The organism is Mycobacterium sp. (assembly GCF_049647605.1).
Classification (GTDB): Bacteria; Actinomycetota; Actinomycetes; order Mycobacteriales; family Mycobacteriaceae; genus Mycobacterium.
This window is the reverse complement of the sequence record NZ_JBARXZ010000174.1, coordinates 1-26,989: the sequence shown is the minus strand read 5'-3', so window position 1 is coordinate 26,989 and position 26,989 is coordinate 1. Positions and strand designations below refer to the sequence as shown.

At 68.0% G+C, this 26,989-nt stretch carries 19 protein-coding genes and 2 riboswitches; of the genes, 9 read left to right on the top strand and 10 right to left on the bottom strand.

Features of this window, described 5'->3' with window-relative positions:
• A partial coding sequence (locus tag WBB07_RS22130; protein ID WP_526310572.1) for an ATP-dependent helicase occupies nucleotides 1-3,758 on the bottom strand: 3,758 nt, incomplete at its 3' end.
• A 42-nt stretch (nucleotides 3,759-3,800) separates the two neighbouring features.
• Complete coding sequence (locus WBB07_RS22125) at nucleotides 3,801-4,460, bottom strand: TetR/AcrR family transcriptional regulator (protein ID WP_526310570.1); 660 nt, start codon at nucleotides 4,458-4,460, stop codon at nucleotides 3,801-3,803.
• Nucleotides 4,461-4,509: 49 nt separating this feature from the next.
• Here WBB07_RS22125 and WBB07_RS22120 point away from each other — a divergent pair, with 49 nt between their 5' ends.
• Both WBB07_RS22120 and WBB07_RS22115 read left to right on the top strand, forming a co-directional pair.
• A complete protein-coding gene (locus WBB07_RS22120; RefSeq protein ID WP_526310574.1) occupies nucleotides 4,510-5,934 on the top strand; it encodes a cytochrome P450 in 1,425 nt (474 codons plus the stop codon).
• Between the two features lie 154 nt (nucleotides 5,935-6,088).
• Nucleotides 6,089-7,633, top strand: a complete 1,545-nt coding sequence (locus tag WBB07_RS22115; RefSeq protein WP_526310568.1) for an L-serine ammonia-lyase, iron-sulfur-dependent, subunit alpha — start codon at nucleotides 6,089-6,091, stop codon at nucleotides 7,631-7,633.
• A 74-nt stretch (nucleotides 7,634-7,707) separates the two neighbouring features.
• Here the strand turns inward: WBB07_RS22115 and WBB07_RS22110 are convergent, their stop codons facing one another.
• The 3 genes from WBB07_RS22110 to WBB07_RS22100 form a co-directional block, all read right to left on the bottom strand.
• On the bottom strand, nucleotides 7,708-8,700 hold the full coding sequence (locus tag WBB07_RS22110; protein ID WP_526310566.1) for an ornithine cyclodeaminase family protein: 993 nt from the start codon (nucleotides 8,698-8,700) through the stop codon (nucleotides 7,708-7,710).
• Between the two features lie 47 nt (nucleotides 8,701-8,747).
• Entirely contained in the window at nucleotides 8,748-10,064 is a 1,317-nt protein-coding gene (locus WBB07_RS22105) for an MFS transporter (RefSeq protein WP_526310564.1), read from the bottom strand.
• Between the two features lie 193 nt (nucleotides 10,065-10,257).
• Nucleotides 10,258-11,478 carry a helix-turn-helix domain-containing protein gene (locus tag WBB07_RS22100; RefSeq protein WP_526310562.1) on the bottom strand — a complete coding sequence of 407 codons (1,221 nt, stop codon included), beginning with the start codon at nucleotides 11,476-11,478 and terminating at the stop codon, nucleotides 10,258-10,260.
• A 71-nt stretch (nucleotides 11,479-11,549) separates the two neighbouring features.
• Nucleotides 11,550-11,708: riboswitch (cobalamin riboswitch) on the top strand.
• Between the two features lie 30 nt (nucleotides 11,709-11,738).
• On the opposite strand from WBB07_RS22100, the gene cobN reads away from it, so the two are divergent.
• From cobN to WBB07_RS22065, 7 genes are all read left to right on the top strand, one after another.
• Nucleotides 11,739-15,347, top strand: a complete 3,609-nt coding sequence (gene cobN / locus WBB07_RS22095; RefSeq protein ID WP_526310560.1) for a cobaltochelatase subunit CobN — start codon at nucleotides 11,739-11,741, stop codon at nucleotides 15,345-15,347.
• Nucleotides 15,344-16,135 (top strand): precorrin-6A synthase (deacetylating), encoded by a 792-nt coding sequence (gene cobF / locus WBB07_RS22090; protein ID WP_526310558.1) that lies wholly within the window; start codon nucleotides 15,344-15,346, stop codon nucleotides 16,133-16,135. The genes cobN and cobF overlap by 4 nt, the downstream gene beginning before the upstream one ends.
• Nucleotides 16,135-17,634, top strand: coding sequence for a cobyric acid synthase (locus WBB07_RS22085; protein ID WP_526310557.1), 1,500 nt, complete (start codon nucleotides 16,135-16,137; stop codon nucleotides 17,632-17,634). Before cobF ends, WBB07_RS22085 begins: the two co-directional genes overlap by 1 nt.
• Nucleotides 17,634-18,377 carry a cobalt-precorrin-6A reductase gene (locus tag WBB07_RS22080; protein ID WP_526310555.1) on the top strand — a complete coding sequence of 248 codons (744 nt, stop codon included), beginning with the start codon at nucleotides 17,634-17,636 and terminating at the stop codon, nucleotides 18,375-18,377. Before WBB07_RS22085 ends, WBB07_RS22080 begins: the two co-directional genes overlap by 1 nt.
• A gap of 19 nt (nucleotides 18,378-18,396) precedes the next feature.
• A riboswitch (cobalamin riboswitch) is annotated at nucleotides 18,397-18,601 on the top strand.
• A gap of 53 nt (nucleotides 18,602-18,654) precedes the next feature.
• The gene (locus tag WBB07_RS22075; RefSeq protein WP_526310553.1) at nucleotides 18,655-19,671 is read left to right on the top strand and encodes an ABC transporter substrate-binding protein; all 1,017 of its coding nucleotides are present in this window, start codon (nucleotides 18,655-18,657) and stop codon (nucleotides 19,669-19,671) included.
• Between the two features lie 23 nt (nucleotides 19,672-19,694).
• On the top strand, nucleotides 19,695-20,705 hold the full coding sequence (locus tag WBB07_RS22070; RefSeq protein ID WP_526310551.1) for a FecCD family ABC transporter permease: 1,011 nt from the start codon (nucleotides 19,695-19,697) through the stop codon (nucleotides 20,703-20,705).
• Nucleotides 20,702-21,502, top strand: coding sequence for an ABC transporter ATP-binding protein (locus WBB07_RS22065; protein WP_526310549.1), 801 nt, complete (start codon nucleotides 20,702-20,704; stop codon nucleotides 21,500-21,502). Before WBB07_RS22070 ends, WBB07_RS22065 begins: the two co-directional genes overlap by 4 nt.
• Here the strand turns inward: WBB07_RS22065 and WBB07_RS22060 are convergent.
• The 5 genes from WBB07_RS22060 to WBB07_RS22040 all read right to left on the bottom strand — a co-directional run.
• A complete protein-coding gene (locus WBB07_RS22060; protein WP_526310547.1) occupies nucleotides 21,479-22,435 on the bottom strand; it encodes a cobalamin biosynthesis protein in 957 nt (318 codons plus the stop codon). The genes WBB07_RS22065 and WBB07_RS22060 overlap by 24 nt on opposite strands.
• The gene (cobT, locus tag WBB07_RS22055) at nucleotides 22,432-23,511 is read right to left on the bottom strand and encodes a nicotinate-nucleotide--dimethylbenzimidazole phosphoribosyltransferase (protein WP_526310545.1); all 1,080 of its coding nucleotides are present in this window, start codon (nucleotides 23,509-23,511) and stop codon (nucleotides 22,432-22,434) included. Before cobT ends, WBB07_RS22060 begins: the two co-directional genes overlap by 4 nt.
• A 142-nt stretch (nucleotides 23,512-23,653) precedes the next feature.
• Nucleotides 23,654-26,095: a bifunctional hydrogenobyrinic acid a,c-diamide synthase/histidinol phosphate aminotransferase CobBC gene (gene cobBC, locus WBB07_RS22050; RefSeq protein ID WP_526310543.1), complete on the bottom strand. Its 2,442-nt coding sequence runs from the start codon at nucleotides 26,093-26,095 to the stop codon at nucleotides 23,654-23,656.
• A complete protein-coding gene (cobO, locus tag WBB07_RS22045; protein ID WP_526310541.1) occupies nucleotides 26,089-26,703 on the bottom strand; it encodes a cob(I)yrinic acid a,c-diamide adenosyltransferase in 615 nt (204 codons plus the stop codon). Before cobO ends, cobBC begins: the two co-directional genes overlap by 7 nt.
• Nucleotides 26,703-26,989, bottom strand: a 287-nt coding sequence (locus tag WBB07_RS22040; protein WP_526310539.1) for a vWA domain-containing protein, incomplete at its 5' end; no start/stop codon positions are given. The genes WBB07_RS22040 and cobO, both read right to left, overlap by 1 nt.

Genomic DNA, 26,989 nt, shown 5'->3' with positions numbered 1-26,989 from the left:
GCCCGTACCGGCGCGAAGGTGTCCCCGGTGATCCACCCATTCCAGATGAGTTGCCACAGGGCCTCTTTGAGGGTTTCGGTGGTGGCGCCGTCAACGGCAAGCTGCCGGAAGAAGAAGGCGCCGTGCGCTGCGCCGGGCCGTCCGAGAATGTCCAGCAATGCTCGGTGGACGTCGGTGAATTCGATCTCTTCGGGTGTCCGCAGGGTCAGCGGTGCGGTGTCGGCGGTATGGAACACCACCCAGCCGTCCCCGCCGGCGAGTGCCCCGGCGCCCGACCACAGCACCTCACCGGAGGCCAGCAGTTCATCGAGCATCGCCGGGGTGTAGCCCCGGACCCGCTGGCCGAGAATCAGCGGTTCGACGGCCGATGCCGGCACCGGGACGCCGGAGAGCTGTTCGATCACCGAGGCCACTGCGTCGATGCCGGAGGCGGCGGTCGACTCGAGCTGCTGCCACTGCGGCAGGAATCGGGCATAGGCCGCGGTGCTGACCGGCTCCACCTGGGCCCGCAGCGCCGCCAGGGAACGCCGCCGCAGGATCCGCAGCACCTCGGAGTCACACCACTGTTCGCCGCCGGCGGTGGCGGAGTCGGTGAACTCGCCGCGGACCAGCTTGCCGTCGGCGGCCATGCGGCCCAGCACATCCGCGGCCACCCGAAGTCCCAGACCGAAGCGGCCGGCTGCCTCGGCGGTGGTGAACGGGCCCCGGGTACGGGCATACCGGCTGATCAGCTCACCCAGCGGATCGGCGACGGATTCGGTGAACGTGGCCGGGACCCCGACCGGCACGGCGACACCGACCCCATCACGGAGACGGCCGATGTCCTCGATGGACACCCACCACTGGCGCTCGGCGAAGGACACCCGCAGCACCCGTTTGGCGTCGAGGAGACCGTGCAGCCAGCCGCCGACGTCGTCGGCGGAGCTGCGCTGCACCGCTTCCTCTTCGGTGAGCGGACCCAGTAGTCGCAGCAGGTCGGCCAGCCCCTCGGCGTCGCGGGCCGCCCGCTCGGGTGTGAGATGCTGCAGCTGCCGACCGGTCGAGGAGATCACGTCCGGGTCCAGCAGCTCGCGCAGCTCGACCCGGCCCAGCAGCTCGGAGAGCAGGGTGGAGTCCAGTGACAGCGCGGCCGCGCGCCGCTCCGCCAAGGGGCTGTCACCCTCGTACATGAACGCGCCGACGTAGCCGAACAGCAGCGATGCCGCAAACGGCGACGGCGTTGCGGTCTCGACTTCGACAAGCTTGATGCGACGCTGCGCCACTCGGGTCATGAGGTCGGTGAGCATTGGTACGTCGTAGACGTCCTGGAGGCATTCCCGCACCGCCTCGAGCACGATCGGGAAGTCCGGATACTTGCGGGCCACGTCCAGCAGTTGGGCGGCACGCTGCCGTTGATGCCACAGCGGCGACCGTTTGCCCGGATGCCGCCGCGGCAACAGCAGGGCGCGTGCGGCACATTCCCGGAACCTGGAGGCGAACAACGCCGAACCGCCGACCTCGGCCGTCACCAGCGGTTCGATCTCGTCGGCGTCGAAGACAAAAAGCTCTGCGCCGGGCGCGCTTTCGTCGGTGTCGGGTAGTCGCAGGATGATGCCGTCGTCGGATGCGGTGGGTTTCTCGTCGATACCGAACCGCTCGTAGAGTCGTTTACCGATCGCCAGTGCCAGCGGACCGTGTACCCGCAGGCCATAGGGGGAGTGCAGCACCACCCGCCAGTCGCCCAGCTCGTCGCGGAAGCGCTCCACCACCAGGGTGGTGTCGGTGGGGACGACACCGGTGGACTCGCGCTGCTCCTCCAGTAGCCGCCACAGGTTGTCGGTGGCGAACTCGTCGAAACCGATACCGCGGCAACGTTCCTCGAACTCTGGCCGGCCGAGCCGGGCCAGCTCGCCGGTGAATGCGCCGACTGCGGCACCCAGCTCGGCGGGCCGGCCCACCGAGTCGCCACGCCAGAACGGTAGCCGTGCCGGTTGACCGGGGGCCGGGATGACCAGCACCCGGTCATGGGTGATCTCGGTGATCCGCCAACTGGTGGCACCCAGGGAGATGACGTCGCCGGGGCGGGATTCGTAGACCATCTCCTCATCGAGTTCGCCTACCCGGGAAGGTTTCTCGGAGTCCGCACTCGAAGCCAGGAACACTGTGAACAACCCCCGGTCCGGGATGGCGCCGCCGGAGGTCACTGCCAGCCGTTGCGCGCCGGGCCGGGCGGTGACGGTGCCGGTGTCACGGTCGTAGACGACGCGGGGCCGCAATTCGGCGAAGTCAGTGGATGGATACTTGCCCGAGAGCAGGTCCAGGGTCGCTTCGAAAGCGCTGCGCGGCAAGGTCGCAAACGGTGCGCTCTGCCGTACGGTGTCGAACCACGCGTCGGCGTCCAGCGGCTCCAGTGCGCAGGCGGCCACGGTGTGCTGCGCCAACACGTCGAGCGGATTGGCCGGGACGTGCATGGTCTCGATCTGGCCGCCGAGCATGCGCTGCACCGATACCGCGCAGCTGATCAGGTCCGTGCGGTGTTTGGGGAACAGCACCCCCTCCGACACCTCGCCGACTTGGTGGCCGGCCCGGCCCACCCGCTGGAGTCCGCTGGCCACCGACGGTGGCGCCTCCACCTGAATCACCAGGTCGACGGCCCCCATGTCGATCCCGAGCTCCAGGCTGGAGGTCGCCACCACGGCCCGCAGGCGGCCACTCTTGAGCGCATCCTCGACGTCGGCACGGGTCTCCTTGCTGACCGACCCGTGGTGGGCGCGGGCCAGGAGGGGTTGCGCACCCAGGCTCTGCCCACTGGCCATGATGTGAGCCGGCGGACCGCCTGCCACGTCGGGATTGCGTACGGCCGAAAGCTCGACACCGGTGCGTTCGGCGTGGATCTCGTTGAGGCGGGCGGTCAATCGCTCAGCCAGCCGTCGGCTGTTGGTGAACACGATCGACGACCGATGCGCTTCGATGAGGTCGACGATGCGCTCTTCGACGGCCGGCCAGATGCTGTTGTTCTCCAGGTTGGCCATATCCGGGACCGGCACCTGCACGGTCAATTCGAAGGTCTTGGCCGCCGGCGGGGCCACGATGGTGGTGGGTCCCCGTCGTGGATTGGTCCCGGAGAGGAACCTCGCCACCTCTTCGGCGGGGCGGACGGTCGCCGACAGTCCGATGCGTTGCGCGGGCGCGGCCAACATCGCATCGAGGCGTTCCAACGACAGCGCCAGATGTGCACCACGTTTGGTGGCCGCCACCGCATGCACCTCGTCGACGATCACGGTTTGCACGGTCGCCAGCGTCTCGCGTGCCGCCGAGGTCAGCATCAGGAACAACGATTCGGGGGTGGTGATCAGGATGTCCGGCGGGGTGGTGATCAGTTCACGGCGTTTGGCGGCCGGGGTGTCCCCGGAGCGCACTCCCACGCTGATCCGCGGTGGTGAGGTACCGGTGCGCTCGGCGACCCGCCCGATTCCGGTCAGGGGGGTTCGCAGGTTGCGTTCGACATCGACGGCCAGCGCCTTCAGCGGTGAGACGTACAGCACTCGGGTGCCGGGTTTCTGGTCCAGGTCGACCGGTCCGGCGAGACGGTCGATCGCCCACAGGAACGCCGCCAACGTCTTTCCGGAGCCGGTGGGGGCCACGACCAGCGTGTTGTCCCCGTCGGCGATGGCTTTCCAGGCCTGCGCCTGCGCTGGGGTGGGCCCGACGAAGGTGCCCGCGAACCATTCCCGGGTCAGCGGGCTGAACCGGGCCATCGGGTTGGTGTCGCGGGCCATGTTCCCATGGTGCCAACCTGCTCCGACAAATCAGCCGGCGCGTCAGCGCGCGCTGATCGCCTCCACCAGGACGGCGGGAATCCCAGGCAGCCGTTCCACGGCGTCGAGCAGGGTGTGGGCGCAGGTATCGGCGAGCTGACCGGCATCCAGGGACCGGTCGATGACCCGCTGGCGGCACATCTCCAGGGTGAACGCCAGCCAGCCGTAGACGGTCACTTGCACCACGCGTTCCACTGCCGGATCGAGCTGCCCGGTGATGGAGCTCAGCTCGTCCATGATGCGCTGCATCTGCCGGATGTTGTCGGCGTCGTCGATGCCCACCAGCACAGGATCGGTGCGGCCGGGGCCCAGGTAGGCGGCCCAGGATCCGTGCGGGTGCTGTTCGTTGTAGTCGAGGTAGGCCAGCACCCCGATGCGCACGCGCTCGAACAGGGTCTGTCCCGTTGTGGCCGGGGTGTTGGTGGCGGCGAACAGGCGCTCACCCTCGGCGCGCACCACCTCGGCAAAAAATGCCCGCTTGTCCGGAAAGTAGTGGTACATCAGGGCTCGCGAGACACCCGCGCGTTCGGCGATCTCGTCGATGCGGACCTCGTCGTAAGGCCGCTCTCCGAAGACCTTGGCCCCCAGGGTCAGCAGCTCGGAGCGTCGATCGTCGGGCGACAGTCGCCTGCGCGCCGGTTTCGCGCCGGACAGTTCGGACATGCTCCGATATTATCTGACACATGTACAACAGTGGCGGAAGGCCGGCCTGATGACGGTGACGGTGGATGGTGTCACCAGTGGTCGTCCCATCCAGGACCGCCGAATTCCGCATCCGCCACGCCGGGTTCCCATCCTCGGCGACATCCTGAGTTCCGGTGGCGACAACCCGACACAATCGATGACCGATCTTGCTGCCCGGCTGGGGCCGCTGTTCGAACTCACCTTCTTGGGCGCCCGCTACGTCGTGGCCGCGGGCACCGAGATCGTCACCGAACTCAACGACGAGACCCGATTCTGCAAACACCTCGGACCCGACATGGTGGCGCTCCGGGTCCTGGGTGGGGACGGTCTGTTCACCGCCCACAACAACGAGCCCAATTGGCGCTCGGCGCACACCTTGCTGATGCCGGCGTTCTCGCAGGCCGCGATGCGGCGCTATCACGCGACGATGCTCGACGCCGCCGCTGACCTGACGGATGTCTGGGACGCTCACGCTGCGTCGGGCCGGACGGTCGACGTGTCCGCCGACACCACCAGGGTGACGCTGGAGACCATCGCCCGCGCTACGGCGGGATATTCGTTCGGCGCGTTCGATGACACCGAACCCCACCCGTTTGTCGACCACATGGTGGCCGCCTTGGGCGGCTCGGACCGGCTCGGATTCTTCCGGGCAACGTTCCTGCCCGCCTCCGTCGGCGATCGTTACGAGCGCACGGTCATGCGGCACGCCGCCGAGATGCACCGGATCGCCGATGAGAGCGTCGCCGCCCGGCGGGCCGAAGGCCTGGGTGGACACCAGGACCTGCTGGAGATCATGCTTGCACCCGGCGCAGACGGCCGGCCTGGTCTCGACGAGGCCAACATCCGCTTCCAATTGATCAACTTCCTGGTCGCAGGACATGAAACCACTTCGGGTGCACTGTCCTTCGCGTTGTACCATCTGTCGACCCACCCGGAGATACTGACCCGCGCTCGTGTCGAGGTGGACCGGGTGTGGGGTGCCGGCGTCCCGCAGTTCGAGCAGGTCGCGAAGCTGCGGTACGTCCGCCGGATACTCGACGAATCATTGCGGCTGCAGCCGACCGTCCCCGGGTACTACCGATCCGCACGCGAGGACACCACGCTGGCGGGTTCCTACGTGATGCGCCAGGGCGAATGGGCGCTGGTGTTGACGGCGGCGCTGCACCGGGATCCGCGCTGGGCCGCCCCGGGGCTGGCACCGGTCGACGAGTTCGACCCGGATCGCTTCGCGCCGGCATATCTGCGGTCGCGGCCGCCGCACCTGTACAAACCGTTCGGAACTGGTGAACGGTCCTGTATCGGAAGGCAATTCGCGTTACACGAAGCGGTATTGGTGCTCGCCACCCTGATCCGGCGTTACGACCTGCTCGCCGACCCGGACTACGAGTTGCAGATCGCCGAACGTCTCACGCTCATGCCCACGAACTTCCGGCTGGGGTTGCGCCGGCGTTGAGCAGCGGCATCTCCGCGCCGATGATGCAACATCCGTCGTACGCGATCGGCCAAATCCCCGTCACTCGACGGAGGACCGGCGTCTGCTCGGGAACCTACCGTCGAGGGTTGGCCGACGCTCAGCACGCGGCCATCGGCAGAGGAGGTCTCCCCAGATGCAGAGCATCAGCTTGCTGAACTCGGTGATCGGACCGGTGATGCGCGGGCCGTCGAGTTCGCATACCGCCGGACCGTTCCAGATCGCCGCCACCATCCGGCAATTGACGGCGGCCGCCGGTGCCATCCGCTCCATCGACGTCACCTTCGACCCGTCGGGCTCCTTCGCCCCGACCTATGCCCAGCAGAGCACCGATGAAGGGTTTGCCGCGGGTTTCCTCGGGTTGTCGATCACCGATGATGCGTTCCGGGGTGCGCTCGGCAGGCTCGAGGCAGGTGACCCGTTCGGACTGCAGTTCCAGACGGCGCGCCTGATCCCCAATGACCATCCCAACCGCGTCCAGATCGACGTGCACCTCCAGGCTCTCGACGGGCGGACACGCACCGAGGTGTTCGGTGCGATCTCCACCGGCGGCGGCATGTTCGTCATCGACCGACTGGGTGATGCCGAGATCGAGGTCCGGGGTACCGAGTACGTGGTGATCGTCGACGGTGATATCGCGGCCACGGAGCGTCACATGGCGCAGGCGGGATTTGATTGGCCTGCCGCGCAACACAAAAGCGCGTCACTGGCGCAGTGGGGTTTCGCTGCCGAACCGTCGGGTCGGCAGCTGTCGGAGCTGGCGCAACTGGGTGCGGTGACCCGTGTCCGGACGGCGGCGCCGGCACAGTTCTGTATCGCCTCCACGACCGTGCTGCTGGAATCCAGCACTGTCTTCTCCGAGGATGAAACCGTGGACCTGGCGGTGGCAGCGCTCGACATCGAAGGCACCCGACTCGGCCTGACACCGAAACGCACCCGAGAGGCTTTCGGGGAACGCCGCCGGATCATGCTCGACAGTGTCGCGCGGGGACTGTCCGGCCAAGCACGCAAGGACGACTTGAGGTTCTTGTCGGCCTCGGCGGCCCGCGTCCGTGCGTTCACGCTGCCCACGGCCATCGGCGGCGGCTTCCTCAAGGAAGCGATCGCGGGGGCGTTGGCGGTGATGGAAGAGGACAGCAACCGCGGGGTGGTGGTGGCTGCACCGACGGCGGGCAGTGCCGGGATCGTGCCCGGGATCTTGTTCGCGTTGGCCGAAACCGGAGCCGGTGACGACGAACTCACCGATTGTCTTCAGGTGATGGCACTGGTGGGCGGAGTATTCGCCGTTCGCGGGAGTTTCGCGGCCGAAACCGGCGGCTGCTCGGTCGAAACCGGTGCTTCGGCGGCCATGGCGGCGGGAGGACTGACGTATGCGATGGGGGGAAACTCGCGCCAGGTGTTCCAAGCGGCCAGCCTGTGCTTGATGAACACCATGGGCCTGGTGTGCGATCCGGTCGAGGGTGTCGTCGAGATTCCTTGTCACGCACGAAATGTTGCAGGGGTGGCGCACGCTCAGTCCGCGGCGATCGCCGTGCTGGCCGGATTCGAAGCGGTGCTGCCGTTCGACGAGCTCGTGCAGACCACCGTCGAGGTCGGGAAGCTGATGCATCCGGACCTGCGCTGCACTGCACGAGCCGGCTGCGCGACCTGTTCGATACCGACGATCAGCGTGCGGATCTAGCTCAAACGCGATGTGTCACAACAAAGGTCCGGTGCGGCAGTGTCCGCACCGGACCTTTGTGTGGCCGGCGGTGTCTACAGGGGCAGGATCACACCGACCCCGGCGGCCAACGCCGCTTCGTGAATCGCCGAGGCGACCGCCATGTCGCACACGGCCATCCCGATGTTGCTGTTGACGATCAGCTGATCGGCCGACGTGCGGCCCGGTTTCAAACCGGCGAGCACCTCACCGGTTTCCGCGGTGATCGTCGGGCTTCCGCCTGGGTAGTAACCCATGTCGACGAACAGGTCGTGCTCCTCGATCGAGTCGGTGATGTAGGCGTCGGCGCGCTGCGAGATCGCGGGATCCCAGAAGGTGTTGAGGTCGCACGGAATGATGGTCTGTCCCTGGGACACCCACTCGTCCTTGGCGACCGCCTGCGGTTCCCGAACCACGACGGTGGCCGAGCTGAGCACCTCGCACTCCTTGACGATCTGCTCGACGGATTCACCCACCCGAATGGGTGTGTCGATCTGTCCCTGCAGATCGGCGACCAGCTTGTGTGCCACCTCCGGGAACTTGTCGAAGACGACGATCTCCTCGAGCTTGGTGAGCTGATGTGCGGCGAACAGCACATGTTCGCGTCCCTGCACCCCGGCGCCGAACATGCCGAAGCGGGTGGCGTCCGGATGGAGGTTCTGCGCCATCAGCACCGTGACCGCGGGGGTGCGCACGGCGGTGAGCCAGCTGCAGTCCATCATGGCCACGGGCACACCGGTGTCCACATCGTTGATGCACAGCAGTCCGGTGGTCTGGGGCAGGTCGAACTCTCGGGGGTTGCGCGGGTAACACTCGATCCACTTGGCGCCCACCAGGTTCATCTCCGGCAAGAACGCCGGCATGGCGTGGAAGAAGACGTCCTCGTAGGGATGGACGCCGATCTTGGCAGGCATCTCGTAGCGCTTGTTGCCGTGCTCGACGAGGGCCTGGCGCACCTTGTCCAGGATGGTGTCGCGCGAGATGTTCAGGCCGATGACATCGGCCTTGGAGAGGTAGAGCAGGTCTCTGCCCTTGACGATCCCGGTCACTGGATGTCCTTTCGTGTCGTGTTCGTGAGGGTGGGTGTTGCAGCGGATCAGTGGATGGCCGACTTGCTGGTCTCGGGTGCCAGGAAGATGGAGGCCAGGAACCCGATCAGCGGGAAGATGGCGAGCGCGAGCAGTGACGCGTTGACCCCGATGGTGGCGATCAGCACCGGGAGCAGGTACGTCGCGATGGCGGCGCCGACGCGACTCATGGACGCCGCGAAGCCGACCCCTGACGTCCGCAATCGGGTGGGGAACATCTCGGAGGGATAGACGAACTGCAGGTTCGACGCGCCGGAGGCGACGAACAGGTAGATGCCGATGACAACGGCCAGCAGGCCCAGGGGAGCGTTCGGGAAGATACCGAGCAGCAGCAGTGAGGCCAGTACGACGCCGAAGGTCCAGATGGCCAGTCCGCGTCGCTTCGAGGCGGCCAGCACCCAGATGAAGACGAGGGCGCCGGCGAACTGCAGCATGTTCATGATGAAGTCACGGGCGAATCCCGATGGCAGCCCGAGGTCGTCGAGCACCGGGGTGATGAAGGTGAAGATCGCGAACAGGGGACCGACCTGACATGCCCAGAAGATGCCGGCATAGGCGGTTTTTCGGCGGTGTTCCCTGTTGAACAACTCCATGAAGCCGCCGCTGTCCTCGACCTGACCGACCTCGGGCAGCGTGGTGCCTGCCGGGAAATGACGGTCGACGATCGCCTGCGCCTCGGCGTCGCGGCCCTGGGTCTGCAGCCAGCGCGGCGACTCCGGGAGCCAGCTGCGTGCGATCGCCACGATGACGGCGGGGACGGCGCCGCTGGCCAGGACCAGCCGCCAGTTGTCGTCGGCCCACGCCAGGGCCACAAAATTGGCGCCGACGAAGCCGACGAACCAGGAGGTCTGCAGTGTCGCCAGAAGGGCGCCGCGGTAGCGCGCCGGAACGAACTCCGAAAGCAGGGCCGCGCCGACGGCATACTCCACGCCGATCGCGATGCCGAGCAGTACACGGTAGGCCGTCAAATCCCAGGTGCTGACGGCGAAGAACTGCAGGACCGACAGCACGATGAAGGCGATGAGGTTCCACCGGAACACCACCCGCCGGCCCCACCGGTCGGCCGCTCTACCCAGGAACATGCCGCCGATGAAGATGCCGATCAGCGCGCTGGCCCCGATGAGCCCCTGACTCAACGGCGTGAAGTGCATCTCGTCGGTGGCCGCACCGATGGCGCCGCCCACAACACCGAGGATGTATCCGTCCAGTGCCGTCCCGCCGAGTGTGCAGAAGGCCGCCAGGGTGTGCAAGCCGTTCCACTTTGCGTTGTCCATCGACCTCGGATCTCGGCTGGTGACGTCGTCTGCAGCGTGGGATGTAGCCATCCCGACTCCTCCCGATGGCGGCCGCGCCGCGACCGCCGGTTCACTTGTGAAATCTCGCCCGGCTCTCGGGTCTCGAGCAAGTATTGGGTAGGTCACACCGGGCAGTCATGCCGCTGGTGTCGGAACTGCGGGCGCCCGATTGCGACATCGGTTGCACACAGCGGAGGTCATCCGCGGTGGCGGTTCACGGCGCCTAGTTCAGCCCACTGTCGACGACCAGCGCTCCGATGGGTGAGCGCATGAGCGCGACGCGCAACCAGGTGGTGAAGACCAGGAAACGGTCAGCCGGAACGGCGAGATCGAGGCCGGAGGCCTCGGTGATCTGTGCGAGCCGGTAGTGCAACGTCGTTCGGTGGACGTGGAGGAGCTCTGCGGCGTTGACACCACGACCCGACCCGAGCACGGCGCCGACGGTGTCGAAGGCGAAGCCGTCCGCATCGAGAAATGCCGCTTGCAGTGCGGTCGAACAGGTTTCTCCGCCGTCGTGGGGAGCGAGGAGCCCAGCGGACACCGGACGGACCTGACCCCACGACAGGACGGCCTGATTCCGGTACAGGTGGGCTCCGATGAAGGCGCTCAAGGCGGCCCTGGCGAAGTTGCGCCGCAGGGTGCGCAGGGCCTTGGGGGGACTGACGCCGAAACCCGCACCCAGTTCGGCCGGTCCGGCGAGTCGTCTCACTTCGTCGACAAGCCAGGCTGCTGCCTCGTGACGGTCGGCGTTGACCTCGCCTGCGATCTGATAGGCGGCCACGGTGCAACCCTCGCGTCGGGTGGTGCAGGCCAAGGAGATGCCGACGTCGGCGGCGTTGCGTGCCGCACTCCGGATGATGCGCTCCACGTCGGCGGATCCGGAGTCCCCGGTGGCTGAGTCGGTGGTGGAGTTGTAGTGGGCCACGACGACAAACTCCGATGGGCCGGAGCTGAAGTCCTTGGGTGGTGATTCTGCTTTCTGCCCTGCAAGTAGTCGCTGTGCCAGCGCGTTGATGTCGGTATTGGGTTCAGCGCTCGGAAGCTGTCGCCGGGAGATGAGCAGGTTGGCCAGGCGGGCGCAGTACCGCCGGACGACGTCCTCGGGAATCGGGTGCTGCAGCTCCATCACCCACAGGAAGGCGACGATGTCACCGTCGTGCTTGATGGGGAAACACACCCGGGCGGCGACGGACAGCCGCGCATTGGCCGGGACCCGGATGGGTTCGTCGCCCGCGTCGCGGGTGAAGCCGGCAAAGTACTCGCGGTGTCCCGCCGGGATCCGGCGGTCCAGCATCAGGCGCATGCGGTAGGGATCGGCATCGCCGAAGTGACGACTCACCGCCAGGAGATGGCCTGAGGGGTCGTCGACCGCCACGGACTGACGAATCCGATCGGCCAGCTGGTCGACGAGGGCTTGCACATCGTCGACGAGTCGCAGGTCCATGTTCTGCCCTCCTGACGGCATGAACCTTCATTATCGGCGTGCGTTGGGGGTGTAGGCGATGGCGCCCCGACGAGCAGCAGATCGCTGGAGGTCGTGTACTACTCTGGGGCGATAAGTCTCGTGGCGTCGGAACCCGGTGAGAACCCGGGGCGGTTCCGCCACTGTGAGGGTCGCGTCGTCCCCGGCGAGGTGGCCTCTAGCCAGATACTGGCCACGGGGCATCCGACAACACGGGGCGAGAACCCTGAGTAGGAGCCTGCATGTCTTCTGAGGCACGTCATATCGCACTGCTGTCCACCTCGGACACCGATCTGCTGTCCGCTCGGGCCAGCGGGGCGGCGTACCGGTTGGGAAACCCGTCCCGCCAGGACCTGGGGCCGCTCCTGGCCGGTTGCGACCTGGTGGTGATGCGGGTACTCGGGTCCGCCGCCGAGATCGAGACCGAGCTGGCCACCCTGCGGGGCAGCGGCCTGCCGATGGTGGTGCTCGGCGGTGAGCGGCAGCCCAGCGCTGAGCTGATGGAGTGCTCGAATGTGCCGATCGGGGTCGCCGCGCAGGCCCACCGGTACCTCGCCGAAGGCGGGCCGGGCAACCTCGGCCAGCTGCACGCGTTCCTCAGCGACACCATCCTGCTGACCGGTGAGGGGTTCGACGAGCCCACCGTCATTCCGGAATGGGGATACGGCCGACGCGATCGCTGTGCGACCGATGACACCAAGCCGAAAGTGGGGGTGCTGTACTACCGGGCGCACGAGATCAGCGGTAACGCCGCCTTCGCCCACGCCCTCGCCGACGCGATCGACGCCACCGGCGAGGCGGTCGGAGTGCCGATCTTCGCGTCTTCGCTGCGCAGCGCACCCGACGCACTGTTCGACGCCATGGGTGCGCTGGATGCGCTGGTGGTCAGTGTCCTGGCTGCCGGCGGATCCAAGCCGGCCGATGTCGGTGCCGGCGGTGACGACAGCGCCTGGGACGTGGAACGCATTGCGGCACTGGATATTCCTGTCTTGCAGGGCCTGTGCCTGACCTCCTCGCGGCAGGACTGGGAGGCCAACGACGACGGCGTGACCCCGCTGGACTCGGCCAACCAGATCGCCATCCCGGAGTTCGACGGTCGGATCATCACCGTGCCGTTCTCGTTCAAGGAGATCGACGAAGACGGTCTGCCGCACTACGTCGCCGAACCCGAGCGCTGCACCCGGGTGGCCGGGATCGCCGTCAACCACGCCCGACTGCGCCGGATTCCCAACAGCGACAAGAAGCTTGCACTGGTGCTTTCGGCGTACCCCACCAAACACTCCCGCATCGGCAATGCCGTGGGCCTGGACACCCCGGCCTCGACGGTCCGCCTGCTGCACCGCCTGGCCTCCGACGGCTACGACGTCGGAGACGGCTTCGGGGTGCTCGGCATGCAGGACGAGAACGAGGCCGGCGACCGGCTGATCCACACCCTGATCGCCGCCGGTGGCCAAGACGAAGAATGGCTCACCACAACACAACTCACCGATGCCCACGTCACGGTCAGCCCCGCGGAGTACGCCGCCTGGACAGCTGACCTGCCCGACGGTCTGCGCGGGGAGATGGAACAGGCGTGGGGACCGGCCCCCGGCAAGCTGTTCGTCAATGACGCCGGCGACATCGTGCTGGCCGCGTTGCGGGCGGGCAACATCGTGCTGATGATCCAGCCGCCGCGCGGATTCGGCGAGAACCCGGTGGCGATCTACCACGACCCCGACATGGCGCCCAGTCACCACTATCTGGCCGCATACCGTTGGCTGGAGCAGGGTTTCGGCGCGCATGCGGTGGTGCACCTGGGTAAGCACGGTTCGATGGAGTGGCTGCCCGGCAAGAATGCGGCGCTGTCGGCGGACTGCGCCACCGACGCCACCATCGGCAGTCTCCCGCTGATCTACCCCTTCCTGGTCAACGACCCCGGCGAGGGCGCACAGGCCAAGCGGCGTGCACACGCCACCATCATCGATCACCTGATCCCGCCGATGGCCCGGGCCGAGACCTACGGCGACATCGCCCGGCTGGAACAACTTCTCGACGAGTACGGCAACATTGCCTCGATGGATCCGGCCAAGCTGCCGGCCATCCGCGGCGAGATCTGGAACCTGATGCGCGCCGCCGAGATGCACCGCGACCTCGGTCTGGACGACCGTCCCGAGGACGAGGAGTTCGACGACTTCCTGCTGCACGTCGACGGGTGGCTGTGCGAGATCAAGGATGCCCAGATCCGCGACGGCCTGCATGTGCTCGGCGCAGCGCCCGAGGGGGAGGCGCGGGTCAACCTGGTGCTGGCGATCCTGCGGGCCGCGCAGGTCTGGGGTGGTCAAGACCACGCGGTACCCGGACTGCGGGCGGCTCTCGGTTTGAAGGAAAACGCCGAGACCCTGGAAAGCCAGGCGGTCGACGAGATCGAGAAACGGGCTCGCGGGCTGGTCGAGGCGATGGAGGCCGCCGGCTGGGATGTCGCGGCTGCGGGCACCCTGCACGACGACCCCGAGGTGCAGTCGGTGCTGCGGTTCGCCGCCACCGAGGTGGTCCCGCGGCTGGCCGGTACTTCCGGTGAACTCGACGCTGTGATCCACGCGCTGGCAGGCGGTTTCATCCGCCCCGGTCCGTCCGGTTCGCCGCTGCGCGGTCTGGTGAACGTGTTGCCGACCGGCCGCAACTTCTACACCGTCGACCCGCGGGCAGTGCCGTCGCGACTGGCCTGGCAGACCGGACAGGCCATGGCGGAATCGCTGGTACAGCGCTATCTCGATGACACCGGCGCCTACCCGGAGTCGGTCGGTCTGTCGGTCTGGGGCACCAGCGCCATGCGCACCTCCGGCGACGACGTCGCCGAAGTCCTGGCGTTGTTGGGTGTCCGGCCCGAATGGGACGAGGCGTCGCGCCGGGTGAGCCGGCTCGAGATCATGTCACTCGAGGAGCTCGGCAGGCCCCGTATCGATGTGACGGTGCGGATCTCCGGCTTCTTCCGCGACGCCTTCCCGCATGTGGTGGCCATGCTGGATGACGCTGTGGGCATGGTGGCGGTCCTGGACGAGTCCGACGAGCAGAACTTCGTCGCGGCCCACGCGCGCGCTGACCTGGCCGAACACGGTGACCAACGACGCGCCACCACAAGGGTTTTCGGATCCAAGCCCGGCTCATACGGCGCCGGGATCCTGCAGGTGATCGAGGCGGGCACCTGGCGCGATGACAAGGATCTGGCCGAGGTGTACACCGCGTGGGGCGGTTTCGCCTACGGTCGCGGTCTCGACGGTGCGCCGGCATCCGATGACATGCGCACCAACTATTCGCGCATCAAGGTGGCCGCCAAGAACATCGACACTCGCGAGCACGACATCGCCGACAGTGACGACTACTTTCAGTATCACGGCGGCATGATCGCCACGGTGCGAGCGCTGACCGGTTCGGATCCCAAGGCGTATGTGGGGGATTCGACGACACCGGATGCGGTGCGGACCCGAACGCTCTCGGAGGAGACGGCGCGGGTGTTCCGGTCGCGGGTGGTGAACCCGAGGTGGATCTCGGCGATGCGCCGCCACGGCTACAAGGGCGCGTTCGAACTCGCCGCCACCGTCGACTATCTCTTCGGTTTCGATGCCACCGCCGGGGTGGTGCACGACTGGATGTACGAGAAACTCGCCCAGGAGTACGTGCTGGATCCGACCAACCGGGAGTTCCTCGACAAGTCCAACCCCTGGGCGCTGCACGGCATCGTGGAACGACTGCAGGAGGCGGCCGACCGGGGGCTGTGGGCCGAACCGTCGCCGGAGACGATGGCTGCATTGCAACAGGCCTACCTCGAGGTCGAAGGAGACCTGGAGGACCGCGCCGGCGGAGCCGACCGTTGACCGCTGCCGCCGGTGGCCCGATCACGGTCCGCATCCTCGGGGTCGGGATGGGGCCCCAGCATGTAACCCCTGAGGTTGCCGCGGCGCTGCGTGACGTCGACTATGTGCTCGCCGCCGACAAGGGCGACAAGGCCGACGGCAGCGCCGATGGGCTGCTGGCGCTGCGACGCCAGATCCTGGACGCACACACCCACCCCGGCAACCCGGTGGAGATCGTTGCGGTACGGGACCCGGAGCGAGACCGCTCGGAGGGGCTGACCACCTCCGGTTACGAAGGCGCCGTGGCTGATTGGCATGCGGCGCGGGCGGCGGAGTACGCCGCGGTGCTTCGTGAGCGGGGCGGCACGGCGGCGTTCCTGGTCTGGGGAGACCCGTCGCTGTACGACTCGACCATCCGGATCGTAGAGAAGGTGCAAGAGCTCGGGGTGCCGGTGAATGTCGAGGTGCTGCCCGGTATCAGCGCGCCGCAGCTGCTTGCGGCGCGACACCGGATCGTGCTGCACACTGTTGGCCGCCCGGTGCACATCACCACCGGCAGACGGCTGCAGGAGGCGGTGGCCGCGGGACAGGACAACATCGTTGCCATGCTGAACCCGCCACCGGAGCGGCTGGATCTCTCGGGCTTGCAGGACTGGACGCTGTGGTGGGGCGCCAATCTGGGTGCTCCCGGGGAGCGGCTGGTCAGTGGGCCGCTCGGTGAGGTGTTCCCCGCCGTCGTCGAAGCCCGGGCCGCGGCCAAGGCCGAAGCCGGCTGGGTGATGGACCTGTTCCTGGTGCGGAAGACCTGATGTCGGGAATCCTGGTTGCCGGCACCACCAGTGACGCAGGCAAGAGTGTGGTCACCACGGGGCTGTGCCGGGCCCTGGCCCGCCGCGGTGTCAGGGTGGCCCCGTACAAAGCCCAGAACATGTCCAACAATTCGATGGTGTGTGCCCACGGTGGGGAAACGGACCTCGAAACCGGCCTCGAAACCGGTGTGGAAATCGGCCGGGCCCAATGGGTTCAGGCGTTGGCCGCCCAGGCCACGCCAGAGGCCGCGATGAATCCGGTACTGCTCAAGCCGGGTAGCGATCAGCGCAGCCACGTGGTGCTGATGGGCCGGCCGTGGGGTGAAGTGTCCTCGTCGGACTGGCTGGATGGCCGGCGTGCGCTGGCGGCGGCGGCGCATGCCGCCTTCGACGACCTCGCGTCGCGCTTCGACGTCGTCGTCGCTGAGGGTGCCGGCAGCCCGGCCGAGATAAACCTGCGCGCAGGCGATTACGTCAACATGGGATTGGCCAGACACGCCGGCCTGCCGACGGTGGTGGTCGGCGACATCGACCGCGGTGGGGTTTTTGCGGCCTTCCTCGGCTCGGTGGCGCTGCTCTCACCCGAAGATCAGGCTCTGGTGGCGGGATTCATCGTCAACAAGTTCCGGGGTGACCTCGGCCTGTTGGCGCCGGGGCTGCGGGATCTGGAACGGCTCACCGGCCGCCGGGTGTACGGCACCTTGCCGTGGCACCCGGATCTGTGGCTGGATTCCGAGGACGCATTGGACCTGGAGGGCCGCCGGGCCACCGGCGCCGGGGCGCGCCGGGTGGCCGTGATCCGGTTACCCCGGGTCAGCAACTTCACCGATGTCGACGCCCTCGGTCTCGAGCCGGGCCTGGACGTGGTGTTCGTCTCCGACCCCCGGGCCCTCGGTGATGCCGATCTGGTGGTGCTACCCGGGACCCGGGCCACCATCGCCGACCTGGCCTGGTTGCGATCGCGCGGTCTGGACCGCGCGGTGAGCGATCACGTCGCCGCCGGGAAACCGCTGCTCGGGATCTGCGGTGGCTTTCAGATGCTGGGCAACGTGATCCGGGACCCGGACGGTATCGAAGGTCGCCCCGGTGAGGTCGACGGGCTGGGATTGCTGGATGTCGAGACGACGTTCGCGGCGGAAAAAGTGCTGCGCCTGCCCCAGGGCAGCGGCCTCGGGGTGCCGGCCTCCGGTTACGAGATCCATCACGGCCGGATCACCCGCGGCGCCGGGGTGGAAGACTTCCTCGGGGGTGCCCGAACCGCACAGGTCTTCGGGACCATGTGGCACGGATCGCTGGAAGGGGACAAATTGCGCGCCGCTTTCCTGCAAACGACCCTTGGCCTGGAACCCTCGGGAGTGAGCTTTCCCGCGGCCCGGCAGCGGCGACTGGACTTGTTGGGGGAGTTGGTCGAACAGCATGTCGACGTCGATGCGCTGCTGGACCTGATGTCCCACGGTACCAACACAAATCTGCCGTTTCTCGCCCCTGGAGCGCCCTGATGAGTCTTCGTGTCCTGCTTCTCGGGGGAACCTCCGAAGCCAGAGCGCTGGCCGAGCAGCTGGTGGAGGACGGCATCGACGTGACCAGTTCGTTGGCCGGCCGGGTGGCCCGGCCGCGCCTGCCGGTGGGCCCGGTACGGGTGGGCGGCTTCGGCGGTGTCGACGGATTGCGTAGTGCCCTCGGCGATTACGACGCTGTGGTGGACGCGACCCACCCATTTGCGCAGACCATGTCGCAGCATGCGGTCACCGCCTGCACCACCGGGCCGCAGCAGTGGCCGCTGCTGCGGCTGCAGCGGCCGGGCTGGTCCGACCGATCGCAGCCGTCCTGGCACTGGGTGGACTCCCACGACGAGGCGGCCACTGCCACCGCACAACTGGGACAGCGGCCGGTGCTCACCATCGGGCGACAACAGCTTTTGCGCTTCATCTCGGCGCTCCGGGAGCTGGCGGTGCTGGCCAGGGTGGTCGACGATCCGGATCTGGAGCTGCCGCCGTCTTGGCGGCTGGAGAACGATCGCGGACCGTACGCCTTGGCCGGGGAGACGGAGCTGCTGCGCGAGCATCGGGCAGATGTGTTGGTCACCAAGGACTCCGGCGGCGAATACACCTGGCCCAAGATGCAAGCCGCCGACCAACTGGGACTACCGGTGGTCATCGTCGGCCGCCCTGCCGTGCCTGCGGAGGTGACGGCAGTGTCCAGCGTGGAGGAGGCGGTGGCCTGGGTGCGTGGCCTCACCTGACACTCGCGAAAGCCACGCAGGGTAGGGTGTCCTTGCCAGTCGTCTCCTCAAGGAGCAGGGAACCCGGTGCGAATCCGGGGCTGACGCGCAGCGGTGTGGAGTCACGAGGCGGGCGTAACAAGCAGGCGCATCACCACTGTGCCGCCGGGACCCAGACCCCCGGGATGGCTGCCCGCCGTCGATGACCTCCGAGTCCGAATACCTGCTGGCAACGCGGTATCCACCGCGGTTGAGGTCATCGGGTCTCGCAGTTGGGCCCCTGATGTGAAGGATCGCCATGCGACCGAAGCTCTTTTTGCTGTCCATCGTGCCCGCCGTTTTGCTGGTTGTCTCCGGGTGCAGCACTCCCGTCGAGGAACAAACAGCGGAGCCGGTGCCGGGCTACCCCGTGTCGATCGAGAACTGCGGCCGTGAGGTGACGGTGCAGCAGCCTCCGCAGCGCATCGTGTCGCTCAACCAGGGCAGTACCGAGGTGTTGTTGTCCCTCGGCGTCGCCGACCGGGTGGTGGGCGCGGCCGGATGGACGGATCCGATACTGCCGTCATTGGAGGCCGACAATGCCGGGGTGGAACGGCTCGCCGAGCAGGCCCCGTCGTTCGAGGCGGTGCTGGACAAGGATCCCGACCTGGTGACTGCGTCGCAGCAGGGCACGCTCGGCCCCGGTGGCGTCACCACACCGGAGGATCTGGCGAGATTGGGCGTGCCGTCGTACATGTCGGCCATCGAATGCACCAAGGAAGCCGGGAACTCCGACGGTGAACGCACCGAGACACTGGAGATCGACGCCATCTACACCGAGATCCGTGATCTCGGCGCCCTCGTCGGCGCCCAGGACCGGGCCGAGGAACTGGTGAGTGACATGCAGGACCGCATCTCGGCGGCATCGAGTGCCGACACCTCGGGTACCTCGGTGTTGTACTGGTTCGCGAACGCCGAATCGCCGTACATGGCCGGTTGCTGTGGTGGGCCCGGGATCATCAACCGCACCCTGGGTCTGACCAACGTGTTCGACGATTCCGCGGCGGACTGGCCGCAGATCAACTGGGAGACCGTCGCGCAGCGCAACCCCGACGTCCTGGTCATCGGTGACCTGACCCGCAAGAGCCAGACCGCGGAGAACGCCGACGCGAAGATCGCCTTCCTGGAATCGAATCCGGTCACCCGCGAAATGACTGCGGTGAAGAACAAGCGCTACATCGCGCTGGCCGGAGCCGAACTCAACCCGTCGATCCGGATGGCCGACGCGATCGAGAAGGTCTCCGCCGGGCTGCACCAGTTCGGCCTGGCCCGCTGACCGGCTTGGCGCACAGAAGCGCGGTGCGCTCACCGGCCGTGGTGTGGCCGGCCGCCCTGATCCTGCTGTTGATCTCGATCGCGGTGGCCACCACGATCGGTCCGTCGGACCTGGGACCCCGCGATGCGTTTTCCGTGGTGGTCCAGAAATTCGGCGGCCCGGTATCGGATCTGTCGCTGCTGCAACAGAGCATCATCTGGGAGCTGCGACTGCCGCGCGCCCTGCTGGCCGCGGCCTGTGGCGCGGGGCTGGCACTGTGCGGCGTCATGTTGCAGTCGCTGCTGCGCAATCCGCTGGCCGATCCCTTCATCCTGGGCGTTGCCTCCGGGGCATCGACCGGTGCGGTGTCGGTGGTGGTTCTCGGAATCGGTGCCGGAGCAATCGGTTTGACAGCAGGCGCATTTGTCGGCGCCATCGTGGCGTTTGGTCTGGTGCTCCTGCTGGCCTTCGCCTCCGGTGGTGGTGTCGACCGGGTGATCCTCGCCGGAGTGGCGGCCACCCAGTTGTTCTCGGCGCTGACCTCTTTCATCGTGTTCCGGTCGGCGGATGCGGAGCAGACCAGGGGAGTGCTGTTCTGGTTGTTGGGCTCGCTGAGTTCGGCCTCGTGGCGTGACGTCGCGGTCTGTGGTTCTCTGGTCGCCCTGGGCGTGGTGGTGTGCTGGATGTGCGCGGGTACCCTGGATGCGTTCCTGTTCGGACAGGATTCCGCGGCGGCACTGGGGGTGGCGGTTGGCCGTATCCGGGTGCTGCTGCTGGTGGTGACCGCTTTGGTGACGGCGGTGATCGTGTCCAGCTCCGGTGCCATCGGCTTTGTCGGACTGGTGCTGCCGCACGCCGCGCGGGCACTGGTCGGCACCAGACACCGGGTCCTGGTGCCGACGGCGACCATCCTCGGTGCGATCTTCCTGGTGTGGGTCGACACCGCGGCCCGGGTCGTGATCGCCCCGCAGGAACTGCCCGTCGGTGTTGCCACCGCGATCGTCGGCGTTCCGGCGTTTGTGGTGATCCTGCTGCGGCGAAGGATCCGGACATGAGTCTGTCGGCGGAGCGGATCTCCTGGCATTCCCACGGCAAACTGATCGTCGACGGGGTGGACATCACCGTCGCCTCGGGCGGAACCGTCGGGCTGCTCGGCCCGAACGGATCGGGCAAGTCGTCGCTGTTGCGGTTGCTGGCGGGGCTGCGCAGCACCTCCTCGGGCGTGGTCCGCCTGGACGGCACCGACGTGGTGGCGATGAGCAGGCGGCGCGTCGCCCGCCGGCTGGCCGTCGTCGATCAGGAATCCACCACCGACCAGGAGCCGACGGTGCGCGATGTGGTGGAGCTCGGTCGGTTGCCGCACCGGCGGCCGTGGTCACCGATGACCCTGCATGACCGCGACGTCATCGAATCCGTAGCCGCCACCACAGGCATCACCGTGCTGCTGGATCGCCGGTATTCCACCCTGTCCGGAGGCGAACGGCAGCGGGTGCAGATCGCCCGCGCGCTGGCCCAGGAACCCACCGAGCTGTTACTCGACGAGCCGACCAATCACCTCGACATCCGCCATCAGTTGGAGCTGCTGGAGTTGGTGACGGCCACCGACACCACCACCTTGATGGCGTTGCACGACCTGAATCTGGCAGCGATGTACTGCGAGGAGCTGGTGGTGCTGCGGGCCGGGCGAGTGCACACCGCAGGGCGTCCTGTCGACGTGCTGACCCCCGAGGTGATCGCCGACGTGTACGGGGTCACGGCGACGGTGGCACTGGACAACGGCCGCCCGCACGTCCGGTTCGGACGTCCGCTGCTCGGAAGGGTGACCGGTTCAGCGGCAGCGGATTCGCCGTGATCTTGCCATCCCGCCCAAGATGCTGACACCGGCGGCGGTCAATGCTGCTGCGAGACCGACCCGGCGCGCGAGCCAGATGGTCCGCGGGATGTCCGCGGGCACCGGCGTCCGGCCATCGCCCATCAACGCGCGATCCTCGCGCCGGTTTCCGTAGTAGGTGTTGGTGCCGCCGAGCCGGATTCCCAGTGCGCCGGCAAAGGCAGCTTCGACCACACCGGCATTCGGGCTCGGATGGCCTCGGGCATCGCGGCGCCACGCGGTGTATGCGCCGCGCGGGTCCGGTCCGAGGAGCACGGTGAGCAGACCGGCGGCCCGGGCACCCGGGTAGCCCATCACATCGTCGAACCGGGCAGCGGCCCAACCGAATCGCTCGTACCGGGCACTGTGGTGGCCGACCATCGCGTCGAGGGTGTTGGCCGCCCGATGGCAGACCAGCCCGGGAACTCCGGCGACCGCCGCCCAGAAGTACGAGGTCACCACGGCGTCGCTGGTGTTCTCCGCGACGGACTCGACGACCGCCCGGGCGACCTCGTCGGGGGTCAGGCTGCTGGTGTCGCGGCCGACCAGATTGCGCAAGCGGGCGCGGGCCCCGTCGAGGTCGTCGGCGGCCAGCAGGGTGTGCACCGCCAGCGCCTCACGTTCGAGTGAGCGGCCCCCGAGTACCGCCCAGGTGGTCACCGCGGTCAACAGGACATCCGCAACGGGATGCAGGACGCGGCGGCCGACCGCGATGGCCGTGGCGGCACTCGCCCCGACCAGCAGGAATTCGTACACCACACCGCGGCCGCGGCTGTCGGCGTAGATCCACTTCTCGAGTGCGGCAGCGGTATTGCCGAATCCTGCGACCGGGTGGCCACGACGGGGGTCACCGAACAGACGGTCGGCGCCGTGTCCGATGAGCAGTCCGGCAGCCCGGCACAGCAGGGGGTTCATCCCGGCATCAGGTCACTCAACAACGCGGTGTCGCTCAGTGCCGCCACCGCGCCCCGCAATACCGGCACCGCGGCGACCGCACCCGAACCTTCCCCCAGCCGCAACCCGAGATCCAGAACGGGTGGCAGGCCGAGCTTGTCCAGGGCCAGACTCTGAGCCGGTTCGGTGGAGCGGTGGCCGGCGGCGAACCAGGCGGCCGCTCCGGGGGCCAGCCGGTCGGCGGTGAGCGCACACGCGACGGCCATCAGTCCGTCGAGCAGCACTGGAACACCGGAACGTGCCGCGGCGGCAAGGTATCCCGTCGATACGGCCAGATCGGCGCTGCCGAGCGCGGCCAGTGTCTCCACGGGATCGGTGGCGCGGTCGCCGGCGCGCGCCAGTGCGGTTTCGATCACGGTGGTCTTGTGTTGCAGCGTGTTGTCGTCGACACCGCTACCGCGGCCCACGACCTCCGCGGCGGGCAACCCGAGCCCGGCCGCGACCATGGCCGCGGCTGGTGTGGTGTTGCCGATCCCGAGGTCCCCGCTGATCAGTAACTGGGCGCCGGCGGCGATCTCCTGATGCGCCACCTCGGCACCGGCGGACAGCGCCGCATGCACCTGTGGACCGGTCAGCGCGTCCTGGAGGTGAATCGGTCCGCTGGAACGGCAAATCTTGAAGGCCTGCAGAGCATTCCGGGTGTCCGCGGGAAGGTCTGCAAAATCGTCGTCGACGCTGATGTCGAGCACCCGGACCGCAACACCGTGCGCTGCGGCCAGAGCGCTGACGCCCAGCTTGCCGGCCAGTGCCGCGCGCACGGTGGCGGCGGTGATGGACGACGGGAAAGCCGAGACACCGTGGTCGGCGACGCCGTGATCGCCGGCAAAGATGACCAACCGCACGCTGGTGAGTTGCCGCGGCGGCACCTGGCCCTGGGTGGCGGCCAGCCACACGCCCAGCTCACCCATGTGGCCCAACGCGCCGGGTGGCGTCGCCAGGCCACTCAACCGGGCCCGTGCCGCAGTGACAAGATCGGCCGGTGGCGGGGCCACCGGGCGGTCGACGGGATGCACAGCTGTGGGTTCGGCGGGTGCCATGGGTCCTCCTGCAGGGATTCGGGTTTCCCTGTTCAACGGATTGTCTACCGGCCCTTGGGTTCTGGCTTCGCCGCTGAGTTCCGGGCGTAACAGTGTCGCGAGTGCGCCGGACTCACACCGGCTTTTACGGGGGCCAAGTGCTTCAGCGTAGGGCATCGGCGGTCGATTGGGACAGAGCTGGGCGCGGCGCCGGCGGCGGGAGCACTCGATCCAGCGCCGTCACCAGGTGGGCGGTCACCACGTCATCGCGGGCCGCGATGCGCACCCAACTGTCGTCGAGGCCGGGGAAGGTGTCGGCGCGGCGCACCGCGATCCCTTCGGCCCGCAGGGCGGCGTGGGCGCCGGCGCCGACCTGGGCCAGCACAAACGGCGCCGGACCGGGAACCACCCGAATGCCACGCTGTGTCAATGCATCACAGAGCTGGGTTCGCCAGGTCCGCAGCTCGTCGGCGCGGAGGTCGCCTTCGTCCCGGGCCCGGTCATCCGAGCAGGCGAGTATGGCGGCGATGGCGGGTGTCGACACCGACCAGGGCACCTGGCGGTGCGCGGCTTCGGCGATCAATGCGGGGTCACCGAGCAGGTAACCGGCCCGGATCCCGGGTATCGACCAGTGTTTGGTGAGACTGCGGGTCACCAGCAGACCGGGCAGGCGATCCTGCGACAGGCTCTCCGGTTCGCCGGGAACCGCGTCCATGAAGGCCTCGTCGACCAGGACGACGCGCCCCGGTCGCAGCAGCGTGCGGATGGCCTGCGATGGGTGCAGCACCCCGGTGGGATTGGTGGGATTGCCGACGATCACAAGATCGGCGTCGGCAGGCACCGCGTCGGGGTGCAGCGCAAAATCGTCGGCGGCATCACAACACACCGTGGTGACGGTGTATCCGGCTTGTTCGAGCGCCACCTGGGGTTCGGTGAACTGGGGGTGCACCACCACCGGATGCCGCCACCGGCGAAGTCCGGCGACAAGGAAAAACGCCTCGGCCGCACCGGCGGTGGGCAGCACCTCTTCTCGGGGCCGGGCGTGACGCGCGGCCAGGGCCGTTCGGGCCGCGGTGATATCCGGGTAGGCGCCCGCATCGTCGACTGCCCGGTGCAGGGCGTCGTCGAGCCAGCCCGGACGGGGACCGGGATGGACATTGACCGCAAAGTCCAGCAAACCCGCTTCGAGCTCGGCGTCCCCGTGGTGGCGCAGGGTGTCGCGGTGCGGCCCGCCGGTGGCGTAGGCGTGCGCGGCGTCGGCAAATCGCTGGGCCAGCTGTGGGTGGCCGGCCCAATGGATGTGCAGGTAGGACGCATGCAGGGCCGGCCCCGCATACCCCTCCGGACCGGCAGGCAGATCCCATGCGGCACTGACTGTTCCATCGCCGGGACCGGGCGACGGGGGAGTGACCCGGGTGCGGTGGAACTCGTGTCCGGTGACCTGCTCACCGGCTCTGCCCAGCAGGGAGTCGCCGGTGGAGGTGGCGGTCCGATAGCCCAGCGTCAGCCGCGGGGTCATCGCGGCGGTCGCGGCGACGGCACCGACTGCCGGGATGTCCTCCAGCGTGCGGCACAGATACGTCAGGCCGGCGCATTCCGCGACCGTGGGCACCCCGGCCGTGATGGCCTTGCGCAGCTCGGCGATCAGCGCCGTGTTACCCGCCAGGTCTCCGGCGTGGACCTCGGGGAATCCACCGCCGAGGTAGATGGCCGCAGTCCCGGCCGGCAGTGCCGCGTCGGTGAGCGGATCGAATTCCACCACCTCACACCCCGCGGCCGCCAACAGCTCCTCGGTTTCGGCGTACCGAAACGTGAAGGCCCGGCCGCCGGCCAGCGCCACCACCGGCCGGCGCCCGGCAGGTGCCGACACCTCGGTGCTGGGATCCCAGGGTTCACCGTCCAATGCAGGTGCCCGATGGGCGATCTCGAGAACCGCGTCCAGATCGACATGCTGCTCGATGACCTCGCGCAGCCGGCTCAAGGTGGTCGCCGATTCGGCGCGCTCGGCGGCGGGCACCAAACCGAGGTGACGTGACGGCATCTCGACACCGACATCCCGCGGCAGGACACCGAGCACCGCAATTCCGCTGCCGGCCAGCGCGTTACGGACTTCATCGGCGTGGCGGTCGGTGCGGGCCTTGTTCAGGATGACGCCGGCGATCTGTACACCCGCATCGAAGTGGGCCAGACCCGAGATCACGGCGGCGTGGGTCCGCGAAGCGTGGGAGATGTCTACGACCAGGATCACCGGTGACGACGTGAGCGCGGCGACATGGGCGGTCGACGATTCGCCGGGGGTGCCGAGGCGCCCATCGAACAACCCCATGACACCTTCGATGACTGCTACGTCGGCGGTTGCGGCGCCGTGCAGTAGCAGCGGTGCGATCCGGTGTTCGCCCACCATGAAGGGGTCGAGGTTGCGGCCGGGCCGGCCGGTGGCCATGGCGTGGTAGCCGGGGTCGATGTAATCCGGCCCGACCTTGTGTCCGCTGACCGCCAGCCCCCGGGCGGCCAGTGCCGCCATCAGGCCGGTGGCGACGGTGGTCTTCCCGTGGCCGGAAGCCGGTGCGCCCACCACAAATCGGGGCAGCACCGGTCTCACCATTCGATACCTCGCTGACCCTTCTGGCCCGCGTCCATCGGGTGCTTCACCTTGCCCATGTCGGTGACGAGGTCGGCGATCTCGATCAGCTTGGGGTCGGCACGGCGACCGGTGATCACCACGTGCTGGCGGCCCGGGCGCTCCGCGAGTGTCTGCACCACGTCATCGATGTCGACCCAGCCCCAATTGATCGGGTAGGTGAACTCGTCGAGCACGTAGAGGTCGTGGGTCTGCTCGGCCAGCCGTTTCTTGATCTCGATCCAGCCCTCGGCGGCGGCGGTGGCGTGATCCTCCTCGCTGCCGGGTTTGCGGGTCCAGGACCACCCTGATCCCATCTTGTGCCATTCGACCGGCCCGCCTTCGCCGGTCTCGGTGTGCAGGGCGCCGAGACGCTCCAGCACGGTCTGCTCGCCGATCCGCCATTTTGCGGACTTGACGAACTGGAAGACCCCGATCCGGAAGCCCTGATTCCAGCCGCGCAGCGCCAGGCCGAATGCGGCGGTCGACTTACCCTTGCCGTCTCCGGTGTGCACCATCAGCAGCGGACGATTACGGCGCTGGCGGGTGGTGAGGCGGTCGTCGGGGACCTCCAGTGGCTGACCCTGTGGCATCAGGCTGCTCCGTCTCGCGTTGCACCGTGCACGATGTCGGTCAGTGCCTCGGCGTTGAGCTGGGCCAGCGCCACATGCTCGGCTCCCAGGTATCCGGCCAGGGTACGTGCCAAACCCAAACGCATCCGGCCACTCTCGCAGTCCACGACGATGCAGCCGGCGCCCTGGGCGGCCAGGATCCCGGCGGCCCGGTGGGAGCGGCCGACGGCGTCGGGTCCGGCGGTGGCGCGCCCGTCGGTGATCACCACGATCAGCGGCCGCCGGCTCGGGTCGCGCAACCGTTCAC